Here is a 23983-nt window from a genome sequence, read left to right on the forward strand (position 1 = left end):
GGGCCTTCCGGATCAGGGCGCGGTGCCGGAGTCGTCTGGGGGGAGGTTGGGGGTGCAGGATGCCGAGAACGTCGCACTCGCCGGGGCCAGGCCCCAGCCCTGGGCGTCCCAGTTCGCGGTGACGCCGATCCCGTCCACGCTCACGGCACCCACCGGCACGTCCCACGTGCCGGCCGTGTGGGCGAGCACGGCGCCGTCGGCGTCGCGGTAGACCAGCGCCGCGTTCGAGAACGCGATCGACGCCCCCGCGCCGGACGGCGCGGCCGACGAGCTGCCCTGCAGCTCGAGTGCGCCGCCGCCGACGCACGCCGACACGGTCCAGCTCGCCTGCACCTGGTAGGGGGCGCTGCCGGCGGCCGGGACGACCGTGGCCCACGGCGTCGCGCGGTCCCACACCCGGTGCACGTACCGGACGAGGATGCCGGGGTCGCGCCCGAACACGGATGTCGGCGGTGCGCCGCTGAACTCGACGGTGTTGTTGTTGGGCACGCGCTCGTCCGAGGTCGGCTGGTCTCGGATGATCCACTCGGCGCGGCCCGCGGCGACGTCGGGGGCCGCATCCACGACGAACGTCCACCCGCTCGGGGCCCGGCCCGTCTGCTGGGCCCGCACCGTGGCCGTCGTCGTGACGCGGCCGTACGAGACGTCGCCGATCCACGACTCCGCGCACATCGTGTATCGGTACTCCTCGCCGTCGGCGAGGCCCGAGAACGTGGCGGTCGAGCCGTCCGCCGTCGTCGTGCAGGCCGCGCCGTCGGGGACGATCCCGTACCGCAGCGTCGAGCCGTCGCCGCCCGATGCCGCGCTCGCGCGCGCCGTGACGGTCGACGTGCCGTCGCCGTTCGACGCCGACGCCAGCGTGAGCTGCGGATCGAGCGGAGCGCCGACGCCGTTGGTCTGGATCGTCACCGCCGTGCCGGCCTGGGTTCCCTCGAGGCCCGGCGGCAGATCGAACCGCGACACCGGCGTGATGGTCACCGCGGTGCGCTCGTTCGTGCCGATCCGGTAGGACGGGACCTCGAGGCGGGTCTGTCCGCGCGGCACCGAGAGGGTCAGCGTCTCCCCGGTCTCGCTGGTGACCTCGACCGCACCGGTCTCGCGGCCGTCGATGCCGGTGATCGTGAGGGCGACCAGACGGCCGTCGCCGGCGGTCACGACGGGCCGCGCGTCCACGCTCTCGGGCGCGGGCGGCGGCTCGTAGGCCCACGCGACGGTGCTCACGCTCGCGCGCGAGACACCGACGGGGTTCACCGCGACGGCTTCGTACTCGCGCGCCTCGCCGTTGGGCGCGGCGATGTCGGGACACGACCCGTCGGCGTCGCAGCGGGCGACCACCTCGCCGGACCGGAGGATCGAGAAGCCGGTCAGTGCGGGGTACGCCTGGCGGGCGTCGCCCGGGTCGACCCGCAGCGTCAGCCGCCCGTCGCCGTACGCGGTCTGCGAGACGCTCGCGGGCGCCTTGGGGTAGCCGAGCAGGTCCAGGGCGATGGTGCCGTCGCGCTCGGCGTTGGTGCGCCGCTGCTGGGCGTCGCGCAGCGAGAACGACGCCGTGCACGTCGCACCCGGGGCGTCCTCGTCCCACGTGGCGGTCACGGCGGTGCTCGAGGCGACCTGGAAGCTGACGCCGACGCACGCGCCCGTGGCGCGCACGTCGATGACCTCGAGCGGCGTCCGCGGCAGCGGATTGACCTCGCCCGAGGCGCCCACGACCGTGATCGTGCAGCTCGACCCCGAGGCCTGCGTGCACTGCTCGGCGACCGTGCCGCCGCGCGGCAGCGTCGAGGGCGCCGCCCCGACCCGCAGGATGAGGCGCACGGGAGCGACGGCGCTGTGGCTGCGGACCGAGACGATCGCGGCCTCCTCGGCGCCGGGCAGCGACCGGTCGCCCCCGACGACCGTGACGATGCTGCCCTCCAGCGACACCTCGAACGCGGTGCCCGAGTAGTCCACCGCGTACCGGATGCCCTCCCAGTCGGCGCGCAGCTGCCACGTGGTCAGGTCGGTCAGGTCGAACGTGTGCACCTCGCCCGGTCCGACCGTGAGCGATCCCGCGCGCAGCTCGGGCTGCGGGTCGAGCGCGAAGACCGTGACGGGCACCGACAGGTACGTCCACTCGTCCTGCCCGTCGGTGCGCACCGGCACGCGGCAGGCGTCGGCCCACGGCGCCCCCGAGCCTGCGTCGTACCGCACCGTCGTCGCTCCCGCCCGGCTGCACGCCGCTTCGGGACGAGCACCCGATGCGACGATGTCGGCGCCGACCTCGAGCGTCGCGCCGCGCGGCATCGCGACGAGGTCGGCCATGTCGAACACCGCGGACCCGAGCTCGTCCACCTCGGGAGCGGCGAACCCGGTGCGCAGCGCCAGCGCGAGGTCGTCGTCCCCGGGGACGCGCACGAACGCGTAGGTCGTCACCTCGCCGGAGGCGCCCGTGCCCGTCACGGCGAAGGGGATGATGCGCGAGCTCTCGGGAAGCTCGCCGCCGATGCGCGGCCCGTCCACCCACACGCCCTCGGGCGCGCCCCACAGCGACACCGTCAGCTCGGAGACGTCGCCGCTGGACCACGAGACGCGATCGACGAGCACGTCCACGCCCCCGGGGAAGTCCTCGCGCGTCTCTGCGGTGAGCACCGTGTCGGCGACCATGGGATAGTCCGGCACGCTGTCGCGGACGACCTTGACGACGATGAGCCCCCGGCCGGTGTTGCCCGATGACGACTCCACGTCGTAGAGGAAGCTCATGACACCGGGCACGGTCCCGGCGGAGATGACGACGGTGTCGTCGCGCGTCGACCGGATCAGGCTCGCGGTCCGCGTGAACTCGGGGTTCGGCGTGCCGTCGTCCAGGGCCGGGGCGACGTCGGGCCGCACCTGCGTCAGGGTGAGCTCGCCCATCGTCGGGTCGACGTCGTTGGCGAGCGGGCTGATGCGGATGCGGCTGTCGGCGCCCGCCTGCACCTGGACGTAGTCGGTGTACGTGACCGGGCTCGGGTTCGATTCGGCGTCGAGCACGCCGACGCGCACCGTGCCCTCGCCGGTCTGCCCGAAGGCATCGACGACGCGGTAGCGGAAGGCGATCTGGCCGCGGTCGCCGGGGACGCTCGTGTAGACGATCGATGCGCCGTCCGCCCCGATGGCGGCCGCCCCGCGCTCGGGCTGGGCGGTGATGCCGTCGAGGGCCACGACGTCGCCGTCGGGGTCCATGCCGAATCCGTCGAACTCGATCAGCGTCGACTGACCGCTGAGCACGCGTCCCTCGAGCGTGTCGGGCAGCGGCGCGCGGTTCGCCTCGGCGTCGAGCACGCTGATGCGGACGACGGCGGTGTCGGCCAGCGACGGCGATCCGGCGGTGTACACGGCGTACTCCACCGTGTACTCCCCCGGCTCCTCGGGAGCGAGGTACCGCAGCATGTCGCCGGACGCGAAGGCGAGCGCCTCGGGCGCCGACGACACCACCGAGGCCGGATTGAGGATCGGCCGGCCGCCGGCCGGCGCGATGTCGTTGTCGAGCACGGGCACGTCGATCTGCGCCCCCGCGCGCACCAGGACGGTGTCGTCGACGGCGATCGGCGCCAGTTCGGGCGCCGGCGGCAGCAGGTACACGGTCGCCTCGCCCTCGACGCGCGAGCCCGCGTCGTCCGTGCCGTCGCTGACGACGTACCGCACCGTCCCGAGGCGCCCGGCCGAGCCGTCGGCGGTGGTCCCCGACACCCGCAGGTGGTTCTGGGCGACGGCGTCGACCGTCAGCGAGGCGCCGGGCTCGGGCTCGGTGAGCACGTCGCTGAGCAGCAGCACGCGTCGCGTCGGATTGCTCACGGCCGCGAAGACGTCGAGGGTCGCATCCTGCTGGGGGCGCACGAAGGCGACGACGGGCGAGGTCGCCAGCTGCGCGGGCGCGTCGGCGGCCAGCACCGTGATCCGCGCCGTGCCGGAGGCGTTGGACCGTCCGTCGGTCACGGTGAATCCGACGCGGAACGTCCCGGTGGCGCGAGGCGCGAAGTCGAACCTCGTCGACCCCGCGACCGCGGTGGCCGTCGCCGCGGCGTCGTCGAGCACCCGCACCGACTCCAGCGTCATGTCACCCACCGTCCCGGTCACGTGCGGCGCGACGTCGACCGAGATGCCTGCGTCGATCGAGTCGATCACCGCGAACGACTGCGCCACCAGGACCGGCGCCGACGAGGCGCGCACGATGAGCTGGCGCGTCGAGGTCGCACCGCGGGTGTCGGACACCGTCACAGCGAGCGTGATGAGCTGCTCGGCCGCGGAGCCGTCGTCGTCGTGCTGGTACACGACGTCGCCGGCGGGCGTGGCCGCGACGCTGCCGATCCCCGACTGGTTCTCGACCGACAGCAGCAGCAGCGGGTCGCCCTCGGGGTCGACCCAGCCGGGCAGCACGGGGACCGTGACGGTCCCGCCGCGCGCGACCTCGGGCTCGGGCCAGTCCAGCAGGCACCCGTCGACGCCGCACCACTCGGGGCCGGCGTTCTCGGACTCCGCGACCGTCGTCAGCGTCACCGTGGTCGCGGCAGAACGCAGGCCGCGGTCGGCGGTGCCGTCGGTGACGGAGTACTGCAGCGTCGCCTCGCCCGCGGCGGTCGCGGCGACGCGGACGGCCAGTCGCTGACCGTCGTCGGTGATCGACACCTCGCCGAAGCCGGGGTCCAGACCCGTGACCGATTCGGGATCGATCGAGAGCACGTCCTCGTTCGGGTCGTGGTCGTTCATGAGCACCGGCAGGGTCACCAGCGCACCCGCGCGGACCCCGAACGCGTCGGGCTCGGCGACCGGCGGCTTCGGGTCCAGCACGACGCTGAGCTGCTCGTCGCTGGGGACGGCGGCCGGATCGGTGCGCTCGTCGAGCGCCCAGTCCTGGCTCGACGCGACGAGCGCACCGTCGGGGACGGTCCACACCCACCCGGTGCGGGTCTCGTTGAGGATCACCGCCGAATCGCTCGCGACGAACACCGGGCGACGCTGATCGGGGAGCTCGCCGCCGCCGTAGTCCAGCGGTGCGGATCCCGACGTCGATCGCCACAGCGTGCCGCCGTCGGCTCCCGCGGCGAGCCACGCCGCGTAAGTCTCGCCGTCGTGGACGATCGGCTGTGCGGGAGCGCCCAGCACCGAGCTGCCGTCGCCGACGCTGCGCTCGACGGCGGACCCGTCCGCCGCCACGCGCACGAGGCCCGTCTCGTCGGCGAGGTACACCCCGGTGGCGCCCGGATCGGGCCGGCCGACGACGATCCCACCCGTCGTGGGGGCCGAGAGCGGCTCATCGGCATCCGCGAGCCACACGTCGCCGTCGTCGGTGTCCACCACGGCCCACGTCGCCCCCGCCGCCGTGACCGCCGGCGACGTCAGCCCCGACACGTCCAGCGGGTCGCGCACGAGCGGGCGACCCGTGACGATGTCGTAGCGCAGCACCGAGCCGTCGGCCCTCGAGTACGCCACCAGCACGCCGTCCGCACCCACCGCGATCGCATCCGCGGTGTACCGGGGTCCGTCGTCGTCCGGCTCCGAGAACGGGTCGACCTGCGTGGTCTCCCCCGACGACAGCCGGCCCGTGAACACGGCGCCCGCATCGGTCCGGTACGCCGCGAAATCGCCCGCCGTGGCGACGTCGGTCGTGCCGCGCGGCGTCGAGACGGCCTCCTGCAGGGCCTGCGCGTCGAGGTCGATCGGCAGCGCGCCGTCGATCCGGGCGAGCTTGCTGTAGCTGTCGGTGTACAGATACGCCGAACCCGAGCCCTGCACCACCTGCGACGGGTTGCTGACGCTGCGCACCGTGTCGAGCTCGCCGATCGCGGTGTTCACCCGGGCGTAGCGGCGACCCTCCCCCGTCTGCAGCGCCCACACCGCCGTGTCGACGTCGGGCGTCTCGCGCGCGTCGAGGCCCGGCCACGCGATCCCCACGCCGATCAGCACCGCGCCGGCGGACACCGCCGCCACGAACCCGATCACGGAGCGGCGGCGCATCACAGGCCCCCCGTGATCATGAGCGTCGCCACCACCGCCGCCGCGGCGGCGGCCACCGCGGCCGCGGCGCCGATCAGCCACGGGAGCACGCGCCGCGGCGCACCCCCGGGCGCCTCGAGGGGCTCGTCCTCGTCACGCGCGATCCGCGTGAACCCGTCGGCCCCGTCGGTCTTGCGCGTCGTCGTGCGCTCCAGGCGGCTGCGGGCGGGCCCCCGCAGCCCGCTGTCGTCGAAGTCGACCCCCCGCGAGACCGGCTCCCAACCGGACTCGGGGACGTCGACGGGAGTGCGACTCAGGCCGAGCTCGGCCTGGACCTCGCGCAGCTCCTCGGCGAAGGCGAGTGCAGAGGGCTGACGCTTGGCCGGGTCTCGGCTCATCGCCGTCGCCAGCACCCGCTGCAGCGACGCGGGCACATCGGCGCGCGGGATGTCGGTGTAGCTCGCGCGGGCGATGCGCCGTCGCAGCAGCTCGCGGGAGTTCTGGCCGCGCTCGCGGCGCTCGAAGGGGCTGTGCCCGGCCAGCAGCGAATACACCGTCGCGCCGAGACCCCACACCTCGCTGGCGACGGTGCCGGTCGTCTCCTCCGCGACGACCTCGGGTGCGCTCCACGGCACCGACATCGCCAGCACGTGGTCGCTGCCGGCGCGCAGCAGGGACGACGAGATGCCGAAGTCGGCCAGCACCGGCGACCCGAACGTCGTGACGAGGATGTTGCTCGGCTTGATGTCGCGGTGGATGAGACCGGCGCGGTGGGCCGACTCCAGCGCCCCCGCCATGCGCACGCCGATCGCCAGGACCTCCTCGACCGGCATCCGCTCGAGCCGGTACCGCTGGGCCAGCGCGCCCGGGCAGTACTCCATCACGATGTACGGCCGGCCGTCGGCCGAGATGCCCGCCTGGTAGACCGTCACGATCGCGGGGTGCGCCGACAGGTGGGCGAGGACGTCCGCCTCGACGTTGAACATGCGGCGCAGGTCCGGATCGCGGATGTCGGCGGGGAGGACCTTCACGGCGACGTCCCGCCGCGGCATGTCCTGCTCATAGAGGAACACGTCCGCGAAGCCGCCGGATCCGAGGGGCCGGATGTACGCCAGGCCCGGGAGGATCGGCGGCGTGGAGGGCAGTCGTTGCGGCACCCGCCCTCCTCTCGACACCGCACCGGCGAGAGCCGACGGAGCGGGCGGCTCAGAACACCCGCGAGCCCGCCCATGCTAACAAAGCGACGCCGAGAGCCAGGCCGCCGCGCGCGCTGCCCCGGCTCAGCCCGCGAGCGGATCGTTGGGGTCGAACGGGGCGTCCAGCGACTGCGTCAGCTCGGCCAGCATCTGCTCGATCTGCGGTTCGACGTACGTCGTGATCGCCGATTGGATGCGCAGTCGATGGTGCAGCAGGATCGAGCAGATCTCACGGCCGACCATGTTCGCGTAGTCGTCGGCCAGCCCCACCTCCTGCCGCAGCGCGGCCTTGGCCTCGTCGCTCAGGGGCGGGAGCGCCGGCACGTCGGCGTCGGCCTCCTGCGCCAGGCCCGCGATCGTGAACAGGAACGGGGCGCCGGGCACCGGATCGGGATCCAGCGGCAGCCCCTCGAACTCGGGCTCGAGGCCCTCGCCGGGGCGATAGCTGCGCGCGCGGTTGCGCAGGGCCTGCTGGTCGAGCTCGGCCTGCAGCGTCGGCAGGTTGAGGGCGGTGTAGTCGGCGACCGCGTGATCCACGATCGTCTTGACGCGGGTCGAGAGCCCGTGCTGGACGCCGTGGGGGACATCCGCTCCGAGACCGGCCGCCGACAGCACCGGCGAGCCGAAGCAGCGACGGCACACGGCGATGCGCCCGCGGTGCGTGGCCGGCTCCCAGCGGGGAAGCCAGCGCAGCCAGGCGTCGACCGCCTGGCTCACCTGCGTCTCGAGGGAGCGCTCCACACGGACCACGGTACCGCCGAAGGGCCGGTCATGCAGGGATTCGACGCCTCGCGGGTCAGCCGTCCTCCTCGTCGTCCTCCCACGGCCAGCGGGGTCGCTCGGCGCGGGTGCGCGCCAGCGCGACGCCGCCCCAGCCGCACACGAGGCCGACACCGGCGACGACGAGACCGAACCACGACACCGCCACGCCGCCGGCGGCGCCGAAGGCGGCACCCGGTCCGGCGCCTGCCAGCAGCGCTCCCAGCCACACGCCCGCGACGTAGCCGGCATAGGCTGCGGCCGCGCACCACAGCGACGTGCGGTACGTTCGCGCGGGCCCGCGGACCCCGAGCCACAGCACGAGCGCGAACGCCGCGGTCCCGGTCGCCGTGGCGGCCACGCCCGGCACCGGCCCGAGCCCGGGCTCGGCGATCACGTCGGCATCGAGCGCGAGGCTCGTCAGCCCGAGCCCCGCGATCAGGAGGGCGACGAAGGCGACCGACGCGAACGCGAGGGCCTGGACCGGCGGCACGGATCCGCCGGCACCGCCGCCGGATCCGTCCGTCATCACTGCCTGACCAGCTGCGGGCCCGCCTCGAGCGTGCGCTCGTACTCCCGCTGCGCCTCGACGTTGAGCTCGGTCACGCGCTTGCCGCGGGCGGCGGCCCACGCACCGAACCAGATCGTCAGCTCGCGACCGATCACCAGCGCGAAGATCGCCGACGGCGCGAACAGCTCGCCCTGCATCAGCGCCGCGCCCTCGGAGGCCGTGAGCATCCAGAACGGCGCCTGGAACAGCACGCCCAGCAGGTGACCGCCATACGCGGCGGCGCCGACGAGCAGACCGAAGATGACCCACGCACCCCAGCGTCCGCGGTTGATGATGGCGCCGAGCAGCCAGAAGGCGAGGTAGAACACCACGATGGGAGTCCACAGGATCCACGTGCCGAGGAGGTCCAGGACCGCCTGCCCCGCGTTGGCCGCTTCGACCTCGCCCGTGACGAGCCGCAGGCCGAGCCATGCGCCGAGGTAGAGCACCGCGAACGAGAGAGCGGCCAGCAGTCCGATCGCACCGGCGGCGGCGCGGTTGCCCCGCGGCCGCGGCGCCTCGGGCGCCTGGACGAAGATCGCCTGCTGCCCCATCACCGGGGCGGCGTAGGCGGTGTCGGCGGGCTGTTCGCTCGGCGGCACGGCTTCCGTCTGCTCAACGGGCGCGGCGACCGGCGCGGGCTGCGCTTCGGCAACCGGTGCGCTCTCCGGGGCCGGCGCCGCAGGGGCCTCGGTCTGGGCTGGGGGCACCGCCCCGCCCCCGGACTCCGCATAGGCGGCGTCCCACTCCTCCGGCGTCGAAGCGGGCTCCGGAGCGGGCTCGGACGTGTCTGCGGCGACCGGCGCGGGCTCGGACGTCTCGGCGGCGGCCGGCGCGGGCTCGGGCGCGGATTCGGCGGCCTCCGGCGCAGGCTCGGAGGCCTCGGGCTCGGGTTCGGCGCTCTCGGCCGCGGGCTGGGATTCGCCGCGAGCCGCCTCGGCCTCGGCGAGTCCCTCGTTGGCCGTCCCGACGACGTCGTCCACCGGCGTGGGCTCCTCGACGGGCTCGCCGTACGTCGGCTTGGGGTCACTCATCCGGTGCGCTCCTCACGCGGGGCCGTTCCCCGCACTCGCGAGGGTAGCGTCCAGCACCCCGCGCACCGCGCAGGCGTGCCGGGAATCGCGGGCGCGGCGCCGCGCCCGCCCGCGGGGCCGCGCCTAGCCTGGTCGCATGCCCCTGCTCCCGATCCGCGCCGTGCTCGCCGCGTCGTCCGCGCTGCTCGCCGTCGCCGCGCTGTCGGCGTGCGCGCCGGCGGACGTCGTCGCGACGTCCCCGTCGCCGTCGGTCTCCACGCCCCCCACGCCGATCGCGACGACCCTCCCGGAAGCATCGGCCTCTCCCGCGGCGGCCGTGCGCATCCCGACGGACTGCCGCGTGATCCTCGACGACGCCGTCCTGGCGCAGCTGGAGGACATCCCGCTGAACGATCCCGCCTTCGGGGCCTCCGGCGCGCAGGCCGACGGCTCGCTGATCTGCGTGTGGGCGGACCCGGCCGCCGACACGACGTCGCTGACGACGACGATCACGCGGATGTACCGCGGCCCGGCGCTGGATCTGCTCAACGAGCTGGTCGCCGAGGAGGACTTCACCTGCTACACGCCGTCGGGCGGCACCCGGTGCGAGAAGACGTGGGAGAACGAGACGTACCCGGTCACCGACGGCCGCACGCTGTTCTGGCGCGACGACGTGCTGATCGACACGCGGTACTCGAACCTCGCGCCGTCCGGGTACACCGACGCCATCGTCGAGAGCGTCTTCGGCTGAGATCAGCCGAAGAGCCAGGCGTCGAGGCGATCGCCGTAGCCGCGCGGCAGCCACTCCGACTCGAGACTGACCAGCCACAGCCGCCCCGCGAGCGTGTGCTCCTCGCGCACGCGCCCCTCCAGCCGCGCGCACTCCAGGACGCCGTCGGCGACCGCGCACGAGAACCCCTCGTCGCGCAGCGCCGCCGGCACGGTCTCGGCGGCATCCGCCGCCACCTCCGAGAGCGTCGTGACGATCGACCCGCCGGCATCGCGGGTCCACGTGCACGTGACGGCGACGTCGGCCGACACGGCCTCGGCGAGCCCCGCGACCGCGGTCGGCGGCGCGGAGGCGTCCTGCGCCAGCGCGACGCCCGGTGTGTACCGAAGCTCCGCCCACAGATCGCCGGGGTACACGTCGCGGCAGTCGGCTGCATCGAGGTCGAGCGTCGCGGCGGCCGGCTGCTCGTCGACCTGCTGCCCTCGCATGGTCGCCGAACGCAGCGTGTCGCCCACCCACGCGAAGGCGACGGGGACCATCGGCAGGGCGAGCCACACCAGCGCCGCCACGACGGCGAACACGATCGCGGTCACGGGAACCGCGATCCACAGGTTCCGACCCCCTGTCCGTGCCATCCCCACCTCCGCTCTCCACGGTAGGCGGCGGGGCGCGGGGGCCGGGCGCGGCGCGCAGCGGTCCGGCGTGTCCGCACGCGCGCCGGAGCCCGACGCGGGCACGACGAAGGGCCCCGGCGTGATGCCGAGGCCCATCGTGTCCGGGTCATCGCGGCGCGGGCTCAGCCCGCTCCGCGCTCACCGGGGACGGTTCAGTTGTAGTTCCCGCTGAAGTCGTCGGTGGTGAAGCTGTCGAAGTCGACGTAGCTCAGGTCGGCGTCGCTGTACGCGCCGTCCGAGGCGAAGATGCGGTTGGGGTACCGCTCGCTCTTGGCCTCCTCCGTCGCCTCGACCGTGACGTTGCGGTACTTCGCAAGGCCGGTTCCGGCGGGGATGAGCTTTCCGATGATGACGTTCTCCTTGAGGCCGACGAGCGGGTCGCTCTTGCCCTCCATGGCCGCCTGCGTCAGGACGCGGGTGGTCTCCTGGAACGACGCGGCCGACAGCCACGACTCCGTCGCGAGCGACGCCTTCGTGATACCCATCAGCTCGGGACGACCCGACGCAGGGCGCTTGCCGCCGGCGACCGCCTCGCGGTTGATCGCCTGGTAGCGCTTGAGGTCGACCATCTCGCCGGGAAGCAGCGCCGTGTCGCCGTGGTCGACCACGGTGACCTTGCGCAACATCTGGCGCACGATGACCTCGATGTGCTTGTCGTGGATCGGCACACCCTGCGAGCGGTACACGCCCTGGACGCCGTTGACGAGGTACTTCTGCACCTCGCGGGCACCCTGCACGCGCATGACCTCCTTGGGGTCGAGCGTGCCGACCTGCAGCGCCTGGCCGACCGTCACGCGCTGGCCGTCCTCGACCAGGAGCGTGGCGCGCTTGAGCACCGGGTAGACGTGCGGCTCGTCGCCGTTGTCGGGCGTCAGGATGACCTTGCGGCTCTTGTCGGTCTCCTCGATCGTGATGCGGCCGTCGGCCTCGGCGATCGGGGACGCGCCCTTGGGGGTGCGGGCCTCGAAGAGCTCCTGCACGCGGGGAAGACCCTGCGTGATGTCATCGGCCGACGCCGAACCACCGGTGTGGAACGTGCGCATCGTCAGCTGCGTGCCGGGCTCACCGATCGACTGGGCGGCGATGATGCCGACCGCCTCGCCGATGTCGACGAGCGAACCGGTCGCGAGCGAGCGGCCGTAGCACTGCGCGCAGACGCCGACGGCCGAGTCGCACGTGAGGACCGAGCGCACCTTGATCGACTCGATGCCGGCCTCGACCAGCTGGTTGATCTCGGGGTCGCCGACGTCCTCGCCCGCCGCGAGCACGACCTCGCCGGCCGCGTTGACCACGTCGGCTGCGAGCGTGCGCGCGAACACCGAGTTCTCGACGTTCTCGTCGCGGCGGAGGACGCCGTCAGCGCCCTCGCGGGCGATGATGAAGTCCAGACCCTTCGAGGTGCCGCAGTCGTTCTCGCGGATGATGACATCCTGCGAGACGTCGACGAGGCGCCGCGTGAGGTAGCCCGAGTCCGCGGTGCGGAGGGCGGTGTCGGCCAGACCCTTTCGCGCACCGTGGGTCGCGATGAAGTACTCCGCCACCGACAAACCCTCGCGGTACGACGAGATGATCGGACGCGGGATGATCTCACCCTTCGGGTTGTTCACCAGGCCTCGCATACCCGCGATGTTGCGGATCTGCAGCCAGTTACCACGAGCACCCGACGACACCATGCGGTTGATGGTGTTGTCCTCCGGGAAGTTGTCGCGCATCGCCTTCTGGACCTCGTCGGTCGCCTCGGTCCAGATCTTGATGAGCTCCTGACGACGCTCGGCGTCGGTCGTGAGACCCTTCTCGAACTGCGCCTGAGCCTTGGCCGCGGCCTGCTCGTGGCGGGCGACGATGTCCTTCTTCTCCGGCGGCGTGAGGATGTCGCTCAGCGCGACGGTCACACCCGAACGCGTGGCCCAGTAGAAGCCGGCGTCCTTGATGCGGTCCAGCGAAGCTGCGACCTCGACCTTGGGGTACTCCTCGGCCAGCTTGTTGACGATCTGCGACAGCTTGCCCTTGTCGGCCTGCTCGCGCACGAACGGGTACCCCTTGGGCAGGGTGTCGTTGAAGATCGCCTGGCCGAGCGAGGCATCCAGGAGGCCGTGACGCTCGTAGCCCTCGGGCGCTTCGCCCTCGAGGAACGTCAGACCGGGGACGCGGATGCGGACCTTGGCCTGCAGGTCGAGGGTGCCCTCGTCCTTCGCCAGGATCGCCTCGGACACCGAGCCGAACACGCGGCCCTCGCCGAGGGCGCCCTCCTTGACCGTGGTCAGGTGGTGGAGGCCGATGATCATGTCCTGCGAGGGCAGGGTCACCGGGCGGCCGTCCGACGGCTTCAGGATGTTGTTCGACGCCAGCATCAGGATGCGGGCCTCGGCCTGGGCCTCGACCGACAGCGGCAGGTGCACGGCCATCTGGTCACCGTCGAAGTCGGCGTTGAACGCCGCGCACACGAGCGGGTGGAGCTGGATGGCCTTGCCCTCGACCAGCTGCGGCTCGAAGGCCTGGATGCCGAGGCGGTGGAGCGTGGGCGCACGGTTCAGCAGAACCGGACGCTCGCGGATGATCTCCTCGAGCACGTCCCAGACCTCGGGACGGTAGCGCTCGACGGCACGCTTGGCGGCCTTGATGTTCTGCGAGTGGCCGAGGTCGATGAGGCGCTTGATGACGAACGGCTTGAACAGCTCGAGAGCCATCTGCTTGGGCAGACCGCACTGGTGCAGCTGGAGCTGGGGACCCACGATGATGACCGAACGGCCCGAGTAGTCCACACGCTTGCCGAGCAGGTTCTGACGGAAGCGTCCCTGCTTGCCCTTGAGCATGTCGCTCAGCGACTTCAGGGCGCGGTTGCCGGTGCCGGTGACGGGACGACCGCGGCGGCCGTTGTCGAACAGCGCGTCGACGGCTTCCTGCAGCATCCGCTTCTCGTTGTTGACGATGATCTCGGGGGCACCGAGGTCGATCAGGCGACGGAGGCGGTTGTTGCGGTTGATCACGCGACGGTACAGGTCGTTGAGGTCGGAGGTCGCGAAGCGGCCGCCGTCCAGCTGGACCATCGGGCGCAGCTCCGGCGGGATCACCGGGACGACCTCGAGCACCATCGACGCCGGGCTCATGCCGGTCTGCAGGAACGAGTTGACGACCTTGAGGCGCTTGATCGCGCGGATCTTGCGCTGGCCCTTGCCCTCGGCGATCTGCAGGTGCAGGCTCTCCGCCTCGGCGGCCAGGTCGAAGGTCTCGAGGCGGCGCTTGATCGACTCCGCGCCCATGTGGGCCTCGAAGTACTGACCGAAGCGGTCCTGGAGCTCGTGGAAGATCTCGTCCTCGCCCTTGAGCGAGCCGACCTCGAGCGTGCGGAACTCCTCCCACACGCGCTCGAGCTTGGCGAGGCTGTCGTCCGCGTTCTTGCGGATCGAGGCCATCTCCTTCTCGGCGGCGTCCTTGACCTTCTTCTTCTGGTCGGCCTTGGCGCCTTCCTCCTCGAGAGCGGCGAGCTCCTCCTCCAGCTTCGCCAGGCGGGTGGCGATGCGGGAGTCACGGCGGTCGCCGATGTTCTTGATCTCGAGGCGGATGTTGTTCTCGTGGGTCGCGAGGTCGCGGTGGCGCGCATCCTCGTCGACCGAGATCACCATGTACGCGGCGAAGTAGATGACCTTCTCGAGGTCCTTGGGCGCCATGTCCAGCAGGTACCCGAGGCGCGAGGGCACGCCCTTGAAGTACCAGATGTGGGTGACGGGGGCGGCCAGCTCGATGTGGCCCATCCGCTCGCGGCGGACGGAGCTCTTGGTGACCTCCACGCCGCAGCGCTCGCAGACGATGCCCTTGAAGCGGACGCGCTTGTACTTGCCGCACGCGCACTCCCAGTCGCGGCTGGGCCCGAAGATCTGCTCGCCGAAGAGGCCGTCCTTCTCGGGCTTGAGCGTGCGGTAGTTGATGGTCTCGGGCTTCTTGACCTCACCGTAGGACCAACGGCGGATGTCGTCGGCGGTGGCCAGGCCGATGCGAAGCTCATCGAAGGTTGTTGCGTCGAGCACTAGTTCTCCTGTGTCGAAAATTCAGTTGGAGTCGGTTGCCGGTCGCGGATCAGATCTCGTCGATCGACGACGACTCGAACCGGGTGGAGATGTTGATGCCGAGCTCCTCCGCTGCGCGGAAGGCGTCGTCATCCGTGTCGCGGAGGTTCACCGCGGTGCCGTCGGCCGAGAGGACCTCGACGTTCAGGCACAGCGACTGCATCTCCTTCATGAGGACCTTGAAGGACTCGGGGATGCCGGGCTCCTGGATGTTCTCGCCCTTGACGATGGCCTCGTACACCTTGACGCGGCCGAGGATGTCGTCGGACTTGATCGTGAGGAGCTCCTGGAGCGCGTACGCGGCGCCGTAGGCCTCGAGGGCCCACACCTCCATCTCACCGAAGCGCTGGCCGCCGAACTGCGCCTTACCACCCAGCGGCTGCTGCGTGATCATCGAGTACGGGCCGGTCGAGCGCGCGTGGATCTTGTCGTCCACGAGGTGGTGCAGCTTCAGGATGTACATGTAGCCGACCGAGATCGGAGCCGGGAACGGCTCGCCGGAGCGGCCGTCGAACAGCTGCGTCTTGCCGCTGCGGTCGATCAGGCGCACGCCGTCGCGCGTGGGCGTCGTCGAGTCGAGCAGACCCGCGATCTCCTCCTCGTACGCGCCGTCGAACACCGGGGTGGCGACCTTGGTGTTCGGTGCGGCCTCACGGGCGTTCTCGGGGAGCTTGATCGCCCACTCGGGCTCGCCCTCGACCTTCCAGCCCTGCTTCGCGACCCAGCCGAGGTGGGTCTCGAGGACCTGGCCGAAGTTCATTCGGCCCGGGATGCCGAGCGGGTTGAGGATGACGTCCAGCGGCGTGCCGTCGGCGAGGAAGGGCATGTCCTCGACGGGGAGGATCTTGGCGATGACGCCCTTGTTGCCGTGGCGGCCGGCGAGCTTGTCGCCCTCGGTGATCTTGCGCTTCTGGGCGATGTAGACCACGACGCGGCGGTTGACGCCCGAGCCGAGCTCGTCGTCGCCGTCCTCGGCGTTGAACTCCTTGACGGCGATGATCGTGCCCTGCTCACCGTGGGGGACCTTCAGCGACGTGTCGCGGACCTCGCGGCTCTTCTCGTTGAAGATGGCGCGCAGCAGGCGCTCCTCGGCGCTCAGCTCGGTCTCGCCCTTGGGCGTGACCTTGCCGACGAGGATGTCGCCGGGGCGGACCTCGGCGCCGATGCGGACGATGCCGCGCTCGTCGAGGTCCTTCAGCAGGTCGGGGCTGACGTTGGGGAGGTCACGCGTGATCTCCTCCTTGCCGAGCTTGGTGTCGCGGGCGTCGACCTCGTACTCCTCGATGTGGATCGACGAGAGGGTGTCGTCCTTCACCAGGTCCTGGCTGAGGATGATGGCGTCCTCGAAGTTGTGACCCTCCCACGTCATGAACCCGACGAGCAGGTTCTTGCCGAGGGCGAGCTCGCCGTTCTCGGTCGCGGGGCCGTCGGCGATGACCTCGCCGGCTTCGACGCGCTCGCCGGCGGAGACCACGACGCGCTGGTTGTAGGACGTGCCCTGGTTCGAGCGGTCGAACTTGCGCAGGAAGTAGTCCTGCGTGCCGCCTTCGTCGAGCTGGACCGTCACCACGTCGGCCGAGACCTCGAGCACCACGCCCGAGCTCTGGGCGGTGATGACGTCGCCGGCGTCGATCGCGGCGTAGCCCTCCATGCCGGTGCCGACCACGGGCGACTCGCTGCGCAGCAGCGGCACGGCCTGGCGCTGCATGTTCGCACCCATGAGGGCGCGGTTGGCGTCGTCGTGCTCGAGGAACGGGATGAGCGAGGTCGCCACCGAAACCATCTGGCGGGGGGAGACGTCCATGTAGCCGATGTCGCCTGCCGGGAACAGGTCGACCTCGCCGCCCATGCCGCGGCGGGCCAGGACGCGCTCGTTCGCGAACGAGCCGTCCGCGTTGAGCGCCGCACCGGCCTGCGCGACGATGTACGCGTTCTCCTCGGATGCGGTGAGGTAGTCGATCGTGTCGGTGACGTGGCCGTCGACGACGCGGCGGTACGGCGTCTCGATGAAGCCGAACGAGTTGATGCGCGCGAACGACGCGAGCGACCCGATCAGGCCGATGTTCGGGCCTTCCGGCGTCTCGATGGGGCACATGCGGCCGTAGTGCGACGGGTGGACGTCGCGGACCTCGACGCCCGCACGCTCACGCGACAGACCGCCGGGGCCCAGCGCCGAGAGGCGGCGCTTGTGGGTCAGACCCGCGAGCGGGTTGTTCTGGTCCATGAACTGCGACAGCTGCGACGTGCCGAAGAACTCCTTGATCGCCGCCACGACGGGGCGCACGTTGATCAGGGTCTGCGGCGTGATCGCCTCGATGTCCTGCGTGGTCATGCGCTCGCGGACGACGCGCTCCATACGCGACAGACCGGTGCGGACCTGGTTCTGGATCAGCTCGCCGACCGCGCGGATGCGGCGGTTGCCGAAGTTGTCGATGTCGTCGACATCCAGGCGGATCTCGGTGGTCTTGCCGCCGCGCGAGCCCTCGAACGTGACGTCGCCGCGGTGCAGGCGCACCAGGTACTTGATCGTCGCGACGATGTCCTGCACCGTCAGCACCGACTCGTCCAGCGGCAGCTCGAGGCCGAGCTTCTGGTTGATCTTGTAGCGACCCACCTTGGCCAGGTCGTACCGCTTGGAGTTGAAGTAGAAGTTGTCCAGCAGCGCGCGGGCGGCCTCGGCGGCGACCTGCTCGCCCGGACGGAGCTTGCGGTAGATGTCGCGGAGCGCGTCCTCCTTGGTGAGGATGGTGTCCTTCGACAGCGTCTCCTCGATGGAGTCGAAGCCGGCGAACTCCTCGAGGATGTCCTCGCTGGTCAGACCCAGGGCCTTGAGGAAGACGGTGACCGACTGCTTGCGCTTGCGGTCGATGCGCACGCCCACCTGGTCGCGCTTGTCGACCTCGAACTCCAGCCAGGCGCCGCGGCTGGGGATCACGCGCGCCGAGACGATGTCCTTGTCGGACGTCTTGTCGGGGGTCTTGTCGAAGTAGACGCCCGGGGAGCGCACGAGCTGCGACACGACGACGCGCTCGGTGCCGTTGATGATGAACGTGCCCTTGTCGGTCTGCAGCGGGAAGTCGCCCATGAAGACCGTCTGGGTCTTGATCTCACCGGTCTGGTGGTTCATGAACTCGGCCTCGACGTACAGCGGGGCGGCGTAGGTCTTGCCGCGCTCCTTGCACTCCTCGATCGAGTACTTCTCGGGCTCGAGGTACGGGTTCGTGAACGACAGCTGCATCGTCTCGGAGAGGTCCTCGATCGGGGAGATCTCCTCGAAGATCTCCTCGAGACCGCTCTTGAGGGCGATGTCGGTGCGGCCCTGGGCCTGCGCCTCGGCGAGGCGCTCGCGCCACGTGTCGTTGCCGACGAGCCAGTCGAAGGACTCGGTCTGCAGCGCCAGCAGGTCGGGGACCGTCAGCGTGTCGGAGATCTTGGCGAACGAGAGGCGGGATGCTCCGCGTCCGCTCTTGGGGGTGGTGGTGGATGCGTTGGGCGCAGCAGCCAAGGGGATAACCTCCATGGGCCCGGATCGGGGGCTCGTTTCCTTGTCGTGGTGGAGTGCTCGAACGTCTCCGAAGCCGCACGTCACGCACCGCGATCAACGCGGGGACATGCGGACACAGCCGACCACCATATGAGGGCAGGGAGAATCCATCGAGCGCAACTACCAACTATAGTTCGCGCGACGCGCCATGTCCAGCCCGATTCTTGACCTCGTCGAATCGCTGGGGTATAACCCGCGGGCGTCCGAGCACTTCCGCGGGCACTTGTCCGGTCCGCGCGCCCGCTGCTAGCGTCGCGATCAGCCGTCAGCGTCTGGGGGACCCGCCATGGCACGACCGTCCGCACCGACCCGCCTCGCGCGCGCATCCGCGCTCTCCGCGCTCGCCGTGGCGAGTGCACTGCTGCTCACCGGATGCGGCGACGTCGACGATCTCGACGACCTGAACGACTTCATCGACCGCGCGCAGGAGTTCGTGGACGAGGCGAGCGAAGACGCGGGCGACCAGGGCTCCGGCGACCAGGGCGACTCCGGGGACCAGGGGGACTCCGGCGACGAGGGCGGATCGGACGACGAGGAGCCCGGGAGCGACTACGAGGAGCGGATGCGGGAGGCCCGCGAAGACTGGGACACCTACCCCGCGCCGCCCGCAGACATCCCGCCGTCCGAGGAGCCCTACGACTACGCCACGACGCATGGGGACGGCTCGCGGTCGGCGACCGAGCAGACCACCTACCCGGGGAACGAGGCGGAGGACCTCACCGACTACTACACCGAGCAGTACGGCTCGGAGCCGACGGTGCAGGACGGCACGAAGACGTGGTCGAACGACAACGCGACCACCACGATGGAGACGAACTGGGACGGTTCCGTGACCACCGAGTCCAAGTGGTACGACCCGTCGCCGTGATCCGGGACGCCCCGGACCGCCGGCACGGGCGGCACCCACGACGCGGCGCGAGCGCGACCACCCTGGTGCGGCGTATCAGGCATCAATACACTCCGCTCTAACGGGGTTGTCGCGGGTGATCGCCCGCGGATCCGGTCGTGACGAGGGGATCGGTCATGACGCCGCTGGGCGAGGGTCAGCCGCACGTCGAGGGTGCCGCGCGCCCGGCGTCCGCGCTGGCGCCCGAGCTCGCGGACGACCTCGCGGGAGCCGGGCGGGTGATCGCGGCGGCGCTGCTCGAGTGGATCGCGGACGGCGCGGCGGTCGCGTCCGCACCCTATCCGGAGGACGTGCCCCACGGCGCCGCACTGATCGTCCTCGACGACGGCACGATCATCGCGGCGGTCGCGCGGCGGCGGCGGGGATCGCTCGTCGCGGACGTCCCGGCCCGCCCCCGGGCGCGCTTCGCCGTCATCGTGCTGGTGTCGTTCTCGACCGCCGCCGAGCGTGATCGCTACGTGTGCGATCCCGGAGCGGCGGCGACCGGCGCGCTGGTGGCGCGCATGCTCGCCGAGCACGCGCAGACCGTCGGCCCGCGGGGCGCCTACAGCTATTCGTCCGGCTACGCGGTCGCGCCGGAGGAGACGGCGCCCGAGGCGGCGCCGGTCGAGGAGGCTCCACCCGAGGAGGTGCCGCTCGAGGAAGCGGCACCCGAAGAGGCGGAGGCGGCCGCGCCGGAGGAAGCCGCACCCGAAGAAGCGGCTCGCGAGGAGGCCGCGCCGGCAGAGGAGGCCCCGCCGGAGGGCGTCCCGCGCATGGCCCCGCGCCCGCGCCGTCCCGCGCCCCCGTTCGGCATCGATGCCGGCGCCGGTCCCGGCGTGCCCCGCATGGCGCCGCCGCCGACGGCCGCGCCCCGCGCCGAGCCGGCCGCGGAGCCGGTCTCGGCGCACATCGACGCCGAGATGCCGGGGCGGCTCGTCCAGGGCGAGGCGATCGACGTCACGGTTCGCCTCTCCCCCGTGCCCCTGCAGGCCACGCCCGGCGCGGCGCACGCCGAGGCGAGCATCCGGATCGATCCCCGGCGTCCGGTCGACCTCGTCGTCGTGCCGCGCGGACTCGCGTTCGCCCTGGGTCATCGATCGACCCACAGCCTCATGCTTCCGCCCGACGGCGAACCGCCCGCGGTCATCCGCGTCGGTCTGGTGCCGATCGACATCGGGACCGGCGAGGTCTCGGTCATCGTCCGCCAGGGCCCGGTCGAGCTTCCCCTGGCGACGTTGCGCCTCACCGCGCCGATCGTCGCCGCCGAGGACGCCGCTCCCGCGCCGACCCTCCAGGCGCGGGCGCTCGTCTCGGGTGCCGCCGCCGATGTCGCGGGCCTGCCGACGCTGCGCGTCGACGAGTCGATCGCCGCGGGGCGCTCGACCCTGCGGATCGCGCTCGTCGTCGGCGACGAGCGCGCCGAACGCGCCGTCGTCATCGGCGACAAGGTGGCATTCATCGACCGGATCTACCGCCGGCTGGACGGCGTCCGCGCCGCCATCGAGCGCGAGCCCGCGGAGAACCGGGCCCGCGAGGCGGCGCGGCAGATCGCCGACATCGGCCGGGTCATGACCCGGGCGCTGCTGCGCGGCGACATCGCCGACCTGCTGTGGCGGCGTCGCGACGACCTCGACGGCATCATCGTGCAGACCTCGGGCGAGATCGATCTGCCGTGGGAGATCGTCACGATCGACGAGCCGGGCGCACCGGCCGGCGGCGCTCCCCGCTTCCTCGCCGACGCGGGTGTGACCCGCTGGGTGTACGACACCGTCCACCCCGAGACGATCGTGGTGCGGCCCGGACACGTGCTCGCCATCGCCCCCGACTACGAAGAGCAGTCGTTCCGGCTCTCGCGCACGGCGGAGGAGCTGACCGCCCTGGACGAGCAGGTGTCGGTCACCGCCGCCGTCGTCCCGCACCGCGAGGACCTGAGCGGCCGGATCGGCGGGGACTTCGACCTGCTGCACTTCGCCGGCCACGGACGCTGGCGCGACGACGCCCCGCGGCGCCAGGAGCTCCTGCTCGCGTCGTTCCGCGACGACGGCGACACCGACGGCGCCTACACGGATGCGGATGCGCGCACCGACCTGTCGGGCGCGGCGCCGGCATCCGCTCCGCTGGTGTTCCTGTCGGCGTGCGATGTGGGGCGCCTGAGCTCGGACGGGCCCGGCCTCGGCGGCTTCGCCGAGGCGTTCCTGCACGGCGGCGCCGGCGCTTTCATCGGCTGCGGCTGGGCGGTGCGCGACGACGTCGCCTCGACGTTCGTCCGCACGTTCTACCGCGCCGTGTTCGCGGAGGGGAAGACCATCGGCGAGGCGACCGCTGCCGCCCGGTCGGCCGCCGGCGGCGCGCGCGACCCCAGCGCGCTGGCGTTCGCGGTGTTCGCCGACCCGCGCTCACGTTTGACCACCGGCGGAACCGGCAACAGGAGGAACGATGACCACTGAGAACCCGGCGCCCGCGGGCGCCACCCGCGGCGGCTTCTCGCTGACGCCGACCCAGCTGGCGGACATGCGCGGGCACGTGATCCATATGAAGGACGGCCGGCTCTCCGAGACGTCCACGGCCACGCCTCGCACGATCGAGGAGTTCGCCACCACGGCCGACGACGTGCGCAGCCTCGTCGCGGACGACCTGCGCCGATTCGTCGAGGATCGCCCCGGCGTGCGCGTCCCCGTCGTCATCTGGGCGCACGGCGGACTGGTCGACAAAGAGGCCGGCTTCACGACCGCGTTCGAGCAGATCGCGTGGTGGAAGGCGAACGGGGTCTACCCGATCCACATGGTGTGGGAGAGCGGCCTGATGTCCTCGATCTCGGGCGCGATCGCGCGGCGCACCGTGGGTGCGCGCGGCTTCTTCGACGTCACCGACAGCATCATCGAGGTCGCCGCGCGGCTGTTCGGCGGCCGCGCCATCTGGGAGGAGATGAAGCTCGACGCCGCCGCGGCCTCGCTCCCCGGCGGAGGCGGCGACGTGCTCATCGACGCCCTGCGCGACCTCATCGCCACCGACCAGGTCGACATCTCGCTGCACGCCGTGGGCCACAGCGCCGGGTCGATCTTCCACTCGCACTTCGTCTCGAAGGCCCTCGGCGGCGCGAACCCGCGCATCCGGGAGTTCGAGACGGTGACGTTCCTCGCCCCGGCGGTGCGCGTCGACACGTTCGAGTCGAAGCTGCTGCCGCTCGCGCGCCGGCAGGCGATCAAGGAGCTGTCGATCTTCACGATGGACGACGAGCACGAGCAGGACGACAACGTCGTCGGGGCGTACCGCAAATCGCTGCTGTACCTGGTTTCGCGTTCCTTCGAGCCCGAGCGGGGCGCGGCGATCCTCGGCATGGAGAAGCACCTGAGCGCGGCGGGGAACACGGTCCGATACCTCAACGCCGGCAGCGAGCGGCTCGTGTACGGCCCCATCACGGGCGGCCCCCGCACGAGCTCGAGCTCGACGTCGCACGGCGGGTTCGACAACGACCCGCCCACGATGGAATCCGTCGCCCGTCGCATCACCGGCACGGACAGCGTGACGGCCTTCACGCCGCTCGTGCGCGGCGGACGCGCCGTGACCCCGATGCCCCTGCCGGCGGCGGCGCCCGCCGCGGCGCGCGGCGGCGCCCCCGCCCGCACGGCCCTGTGCATCGGCATCGACGCGTACCCGTCCGACCCGCTGTCGGGCGCGGTCGCGGACGCACGCGACTGGGCCGACTGGCTCTCGGGCGCCGGCTTCGACACCGAGCTGCTGGTCGACGCGGCGGCGACGCGCGACATGATCCTCGCGCGCATGCTGGACGCCGTCGCCACCGCCAAGGCCGGCGACACCGTCGTCATCCAGTACGCCGGCCACGGCACGTTCGTCGAGGACCTCGACGGCGACGAGGACGACGTCGAGGCGTTCGGCGCATACGACGAGGCGCTGTGCCCGGTGGACTTCCGCGACGGCAGACTCGTGATCGACGACGACCTCGCCCCGATCTGGGACGTCATCCCGGTGGGCGTCGCCGTCACCCTGCTGTTCGACTGCTGCCACTCCGGCACGGCCAGCCGCGGCCTGCCCTCGCGCGCCGACACGCCGCAGCCGACGTCCGGACGCCACGCCCGCTTCGTGCGGCTGGACGGCCCGACGATCGACCGCTACCAGGCGCAGCGCTCGGTGTTCCGCGGCGACCAGGTGTTCGCCGCGGCGCGGACGGCTGTGCTCGACGCCGAGCCCGGTCGCGCGGCGAACCTCACCAAGAACCGCCCCGAGGTGGCGCGACGCGAGGTGCTGGTCAGCGCGTGCAAGCCGAACGAGGTCGCGTGGGAGACCGGCGGGCACGGCGTGTTCACGCAGGCCGCCCTGCAGGTGCTCACGGCGACTCCGGGCGCCACCGCGAAGGAGTTCCTGGCCGCGGTCCTCGACAAGCTCGGCACCGATCGCGACCAGACGCCGGTGCTCACCGGCGACGCGGAGCTGATCGTCCTGCCGCTGCTGGGCGGCGCCGCGGTCGCGCCGGCTCCGGCTGCGCCGGCGGCGCCCGCCGCGGCGCGCGAAGCCGGTCTGGACGCGCGGACCGCGGCGGTGGTGTCGATCCTGCGGGCGACGGCCGACCTGGTCGAGGCGGGGGGCTCCTGAG

General features: G+C 72.0%; 12 protein-coding genes. 4 read left to right on the forward strand and 8 right to left on the reverse strand.

What is annotated here, in order from left to right; translation table 11 throughout:
* Positions 1-12 precede the first annotated feature (12 nt).
* The 5 genes from P0L94_10730 to P0L94_10750 form a co-directional block, all read right to left on the reverse strand.
* Positions 13-5973: an Ig-like domain-containing protein gene (locus tag P0L94_10730; protein WES62927.1), complete on the reverse strand. Its 5961-nt coding sequence runs from the start codon at positions 5971-5973 to the stop codon at positions 13-15.
* Positions 5973-7109 carry a serine/threonine-protein kinase gene (locus tag P0L94_10735; GenBank protein WES62928.1) on the reverse strand — a complete coding sequence of 379 codons (1137 nt, stop codon included), beginning with the start codon at positions 7107-7109 and terminating at the stop codon, positions 5973-5975. The genes P0L94_10730 and P0L94_10735 overlap by 1 nt, the downstream gene beginning before the upstream one ends.
* 123 nt (positions 7110-7232) lie before the next feature.
* Entirely contained in the window at positions 7233-7889 is a 657-nt protein-coding gene (locus P0L94_10740) for a hypothetical protein (GenBank protein WES62929.1), read from the reverse strand.
* Positions 7890-7944: 55 nt separating this feature from the next.
* Positions 7945-8436, reverse strand: coding sequence for a hypothetical protein (locus tag P0L94_10745; protein ID WES62930.1), 492 nt, complete (start codon positions 8434-8436; stop codon positions 7945-7947).
* A complete protein-coding gene (locus P0L94_10750) occupies positions 8436-9491 on the reverse strand; it encodes a hypothetical protein (GenBank protein WES62931.1) in 1056 nt (351 codons plus the stop codon). The genes P0L94_10745 and P0L94_10750 overlap by 1 nt, the downstream gene beginning before the upstream one ends.
* Positions 9492-9627: 136 nt before the next feature.
* On the opposite strand from P0L94_10750, the gene P0L94_10755 reads away from it, so the two are divergent.
* The gene (locus P0L94_10755) at positions 9628-10221 is read left to right on the forward strand and encodes a hypothetical protein (protein WES62932.1); all 594 of its coding nucleotides are present in this window, start codon (positions 9628-9630) and stop codon (positions 10219-10221) included.
* Between the two features lie 2 nt (positions 10222-10223).
* On the opposite strand, the gene P0L94_10760 is transcribed toward P0L94_10755, so the two are convergent.
* The 3 genes from P0L94_10760 to P0L94_10770 form a co-directional block, all read right to left on the reverse strand.
* Positions 10224-10835 (reverse strand): hypothetical protein, encoded by a 612-nt coding sequence (locus tag P0L94_10760; protein ID WES62933.1) that lies wholly within the window; start codon positions 10833-10835, stop codon positions 10224-10226.
* A gap of 191 nt (positions 10836-11026) precedes the next feature.
* A complete protein-coding gene (gene rpoC, locus P0L94_10765; GenBank protein ID WES62934.1) occupies positions 11027-14899 on the reverse strand; it encodes a DNA-directed RNA polymerase subunit beta' in 3873 nt (1290 codons plus the stop codon).
* 49 nt (positions 14900-14948) lie between these two features.
* Entirely contained in the window at positions 14949-18443 is a 3495-nt protein-coding gene (locus P0L94_10770) for a DNA-directed RNA polymerase subunit beta (protein WES62935.1), read from the reverse strand.
* Positions 18444-18768: 325 nt separating this feature from the next.
* Between P0L94_10770 and P0L94_10775 the strand changes: the two genes are divergently transcribed.
* From P0L94_10775 to P0L94_10785, 3 genes are all read left to right on the forward strand, one after another.
* Positions 18769-19350 (forward strand): hypothetical protein, encoded by a 582-nt coding sequence (locus P0L94_10775; GenBank protein WES62936.1) that lies wholly within the window; start codon positions 18769-18771, stop codon positions 19348-19350.
* 137 nt (positions 19351-19487) lie between these two features.
* Positions 19488-21818, forward strand: a complete 2331-nt coding sequence (locus P0L94_10780; GenBank protein WES62937.1) for a CHAT domain-containing protein — start codon at positions 19488-19490, stop codon at positions 21816-21818.
* The gene (locus P0L94_10785) at positions 21808-23982 is read left to right on the forward strand and encodes a caspase family protein (protein WES62938.1); all 2175 of its coding nucleotides are present in this window, start codon (positions 21808-21810) and stop codon (positions 23980-23982) included. Before P0L94_10780 ends, P0L94_10785 begins: the two co-directional genes overlap by 11 nt.
* Position 23983: the final 1 nt, after the last annotated feature.

The sequence above is a fragment of the Microbacter sp. GSS18 genome (assembly GCA_029319145.1).
In the GTDB taxonomy this organism is placed as follows: domain Bacteria; phylum Actinomycetota; class Actinomycetes; order Actinomycetales; family Microbacteriaceae; genus Microbacterium.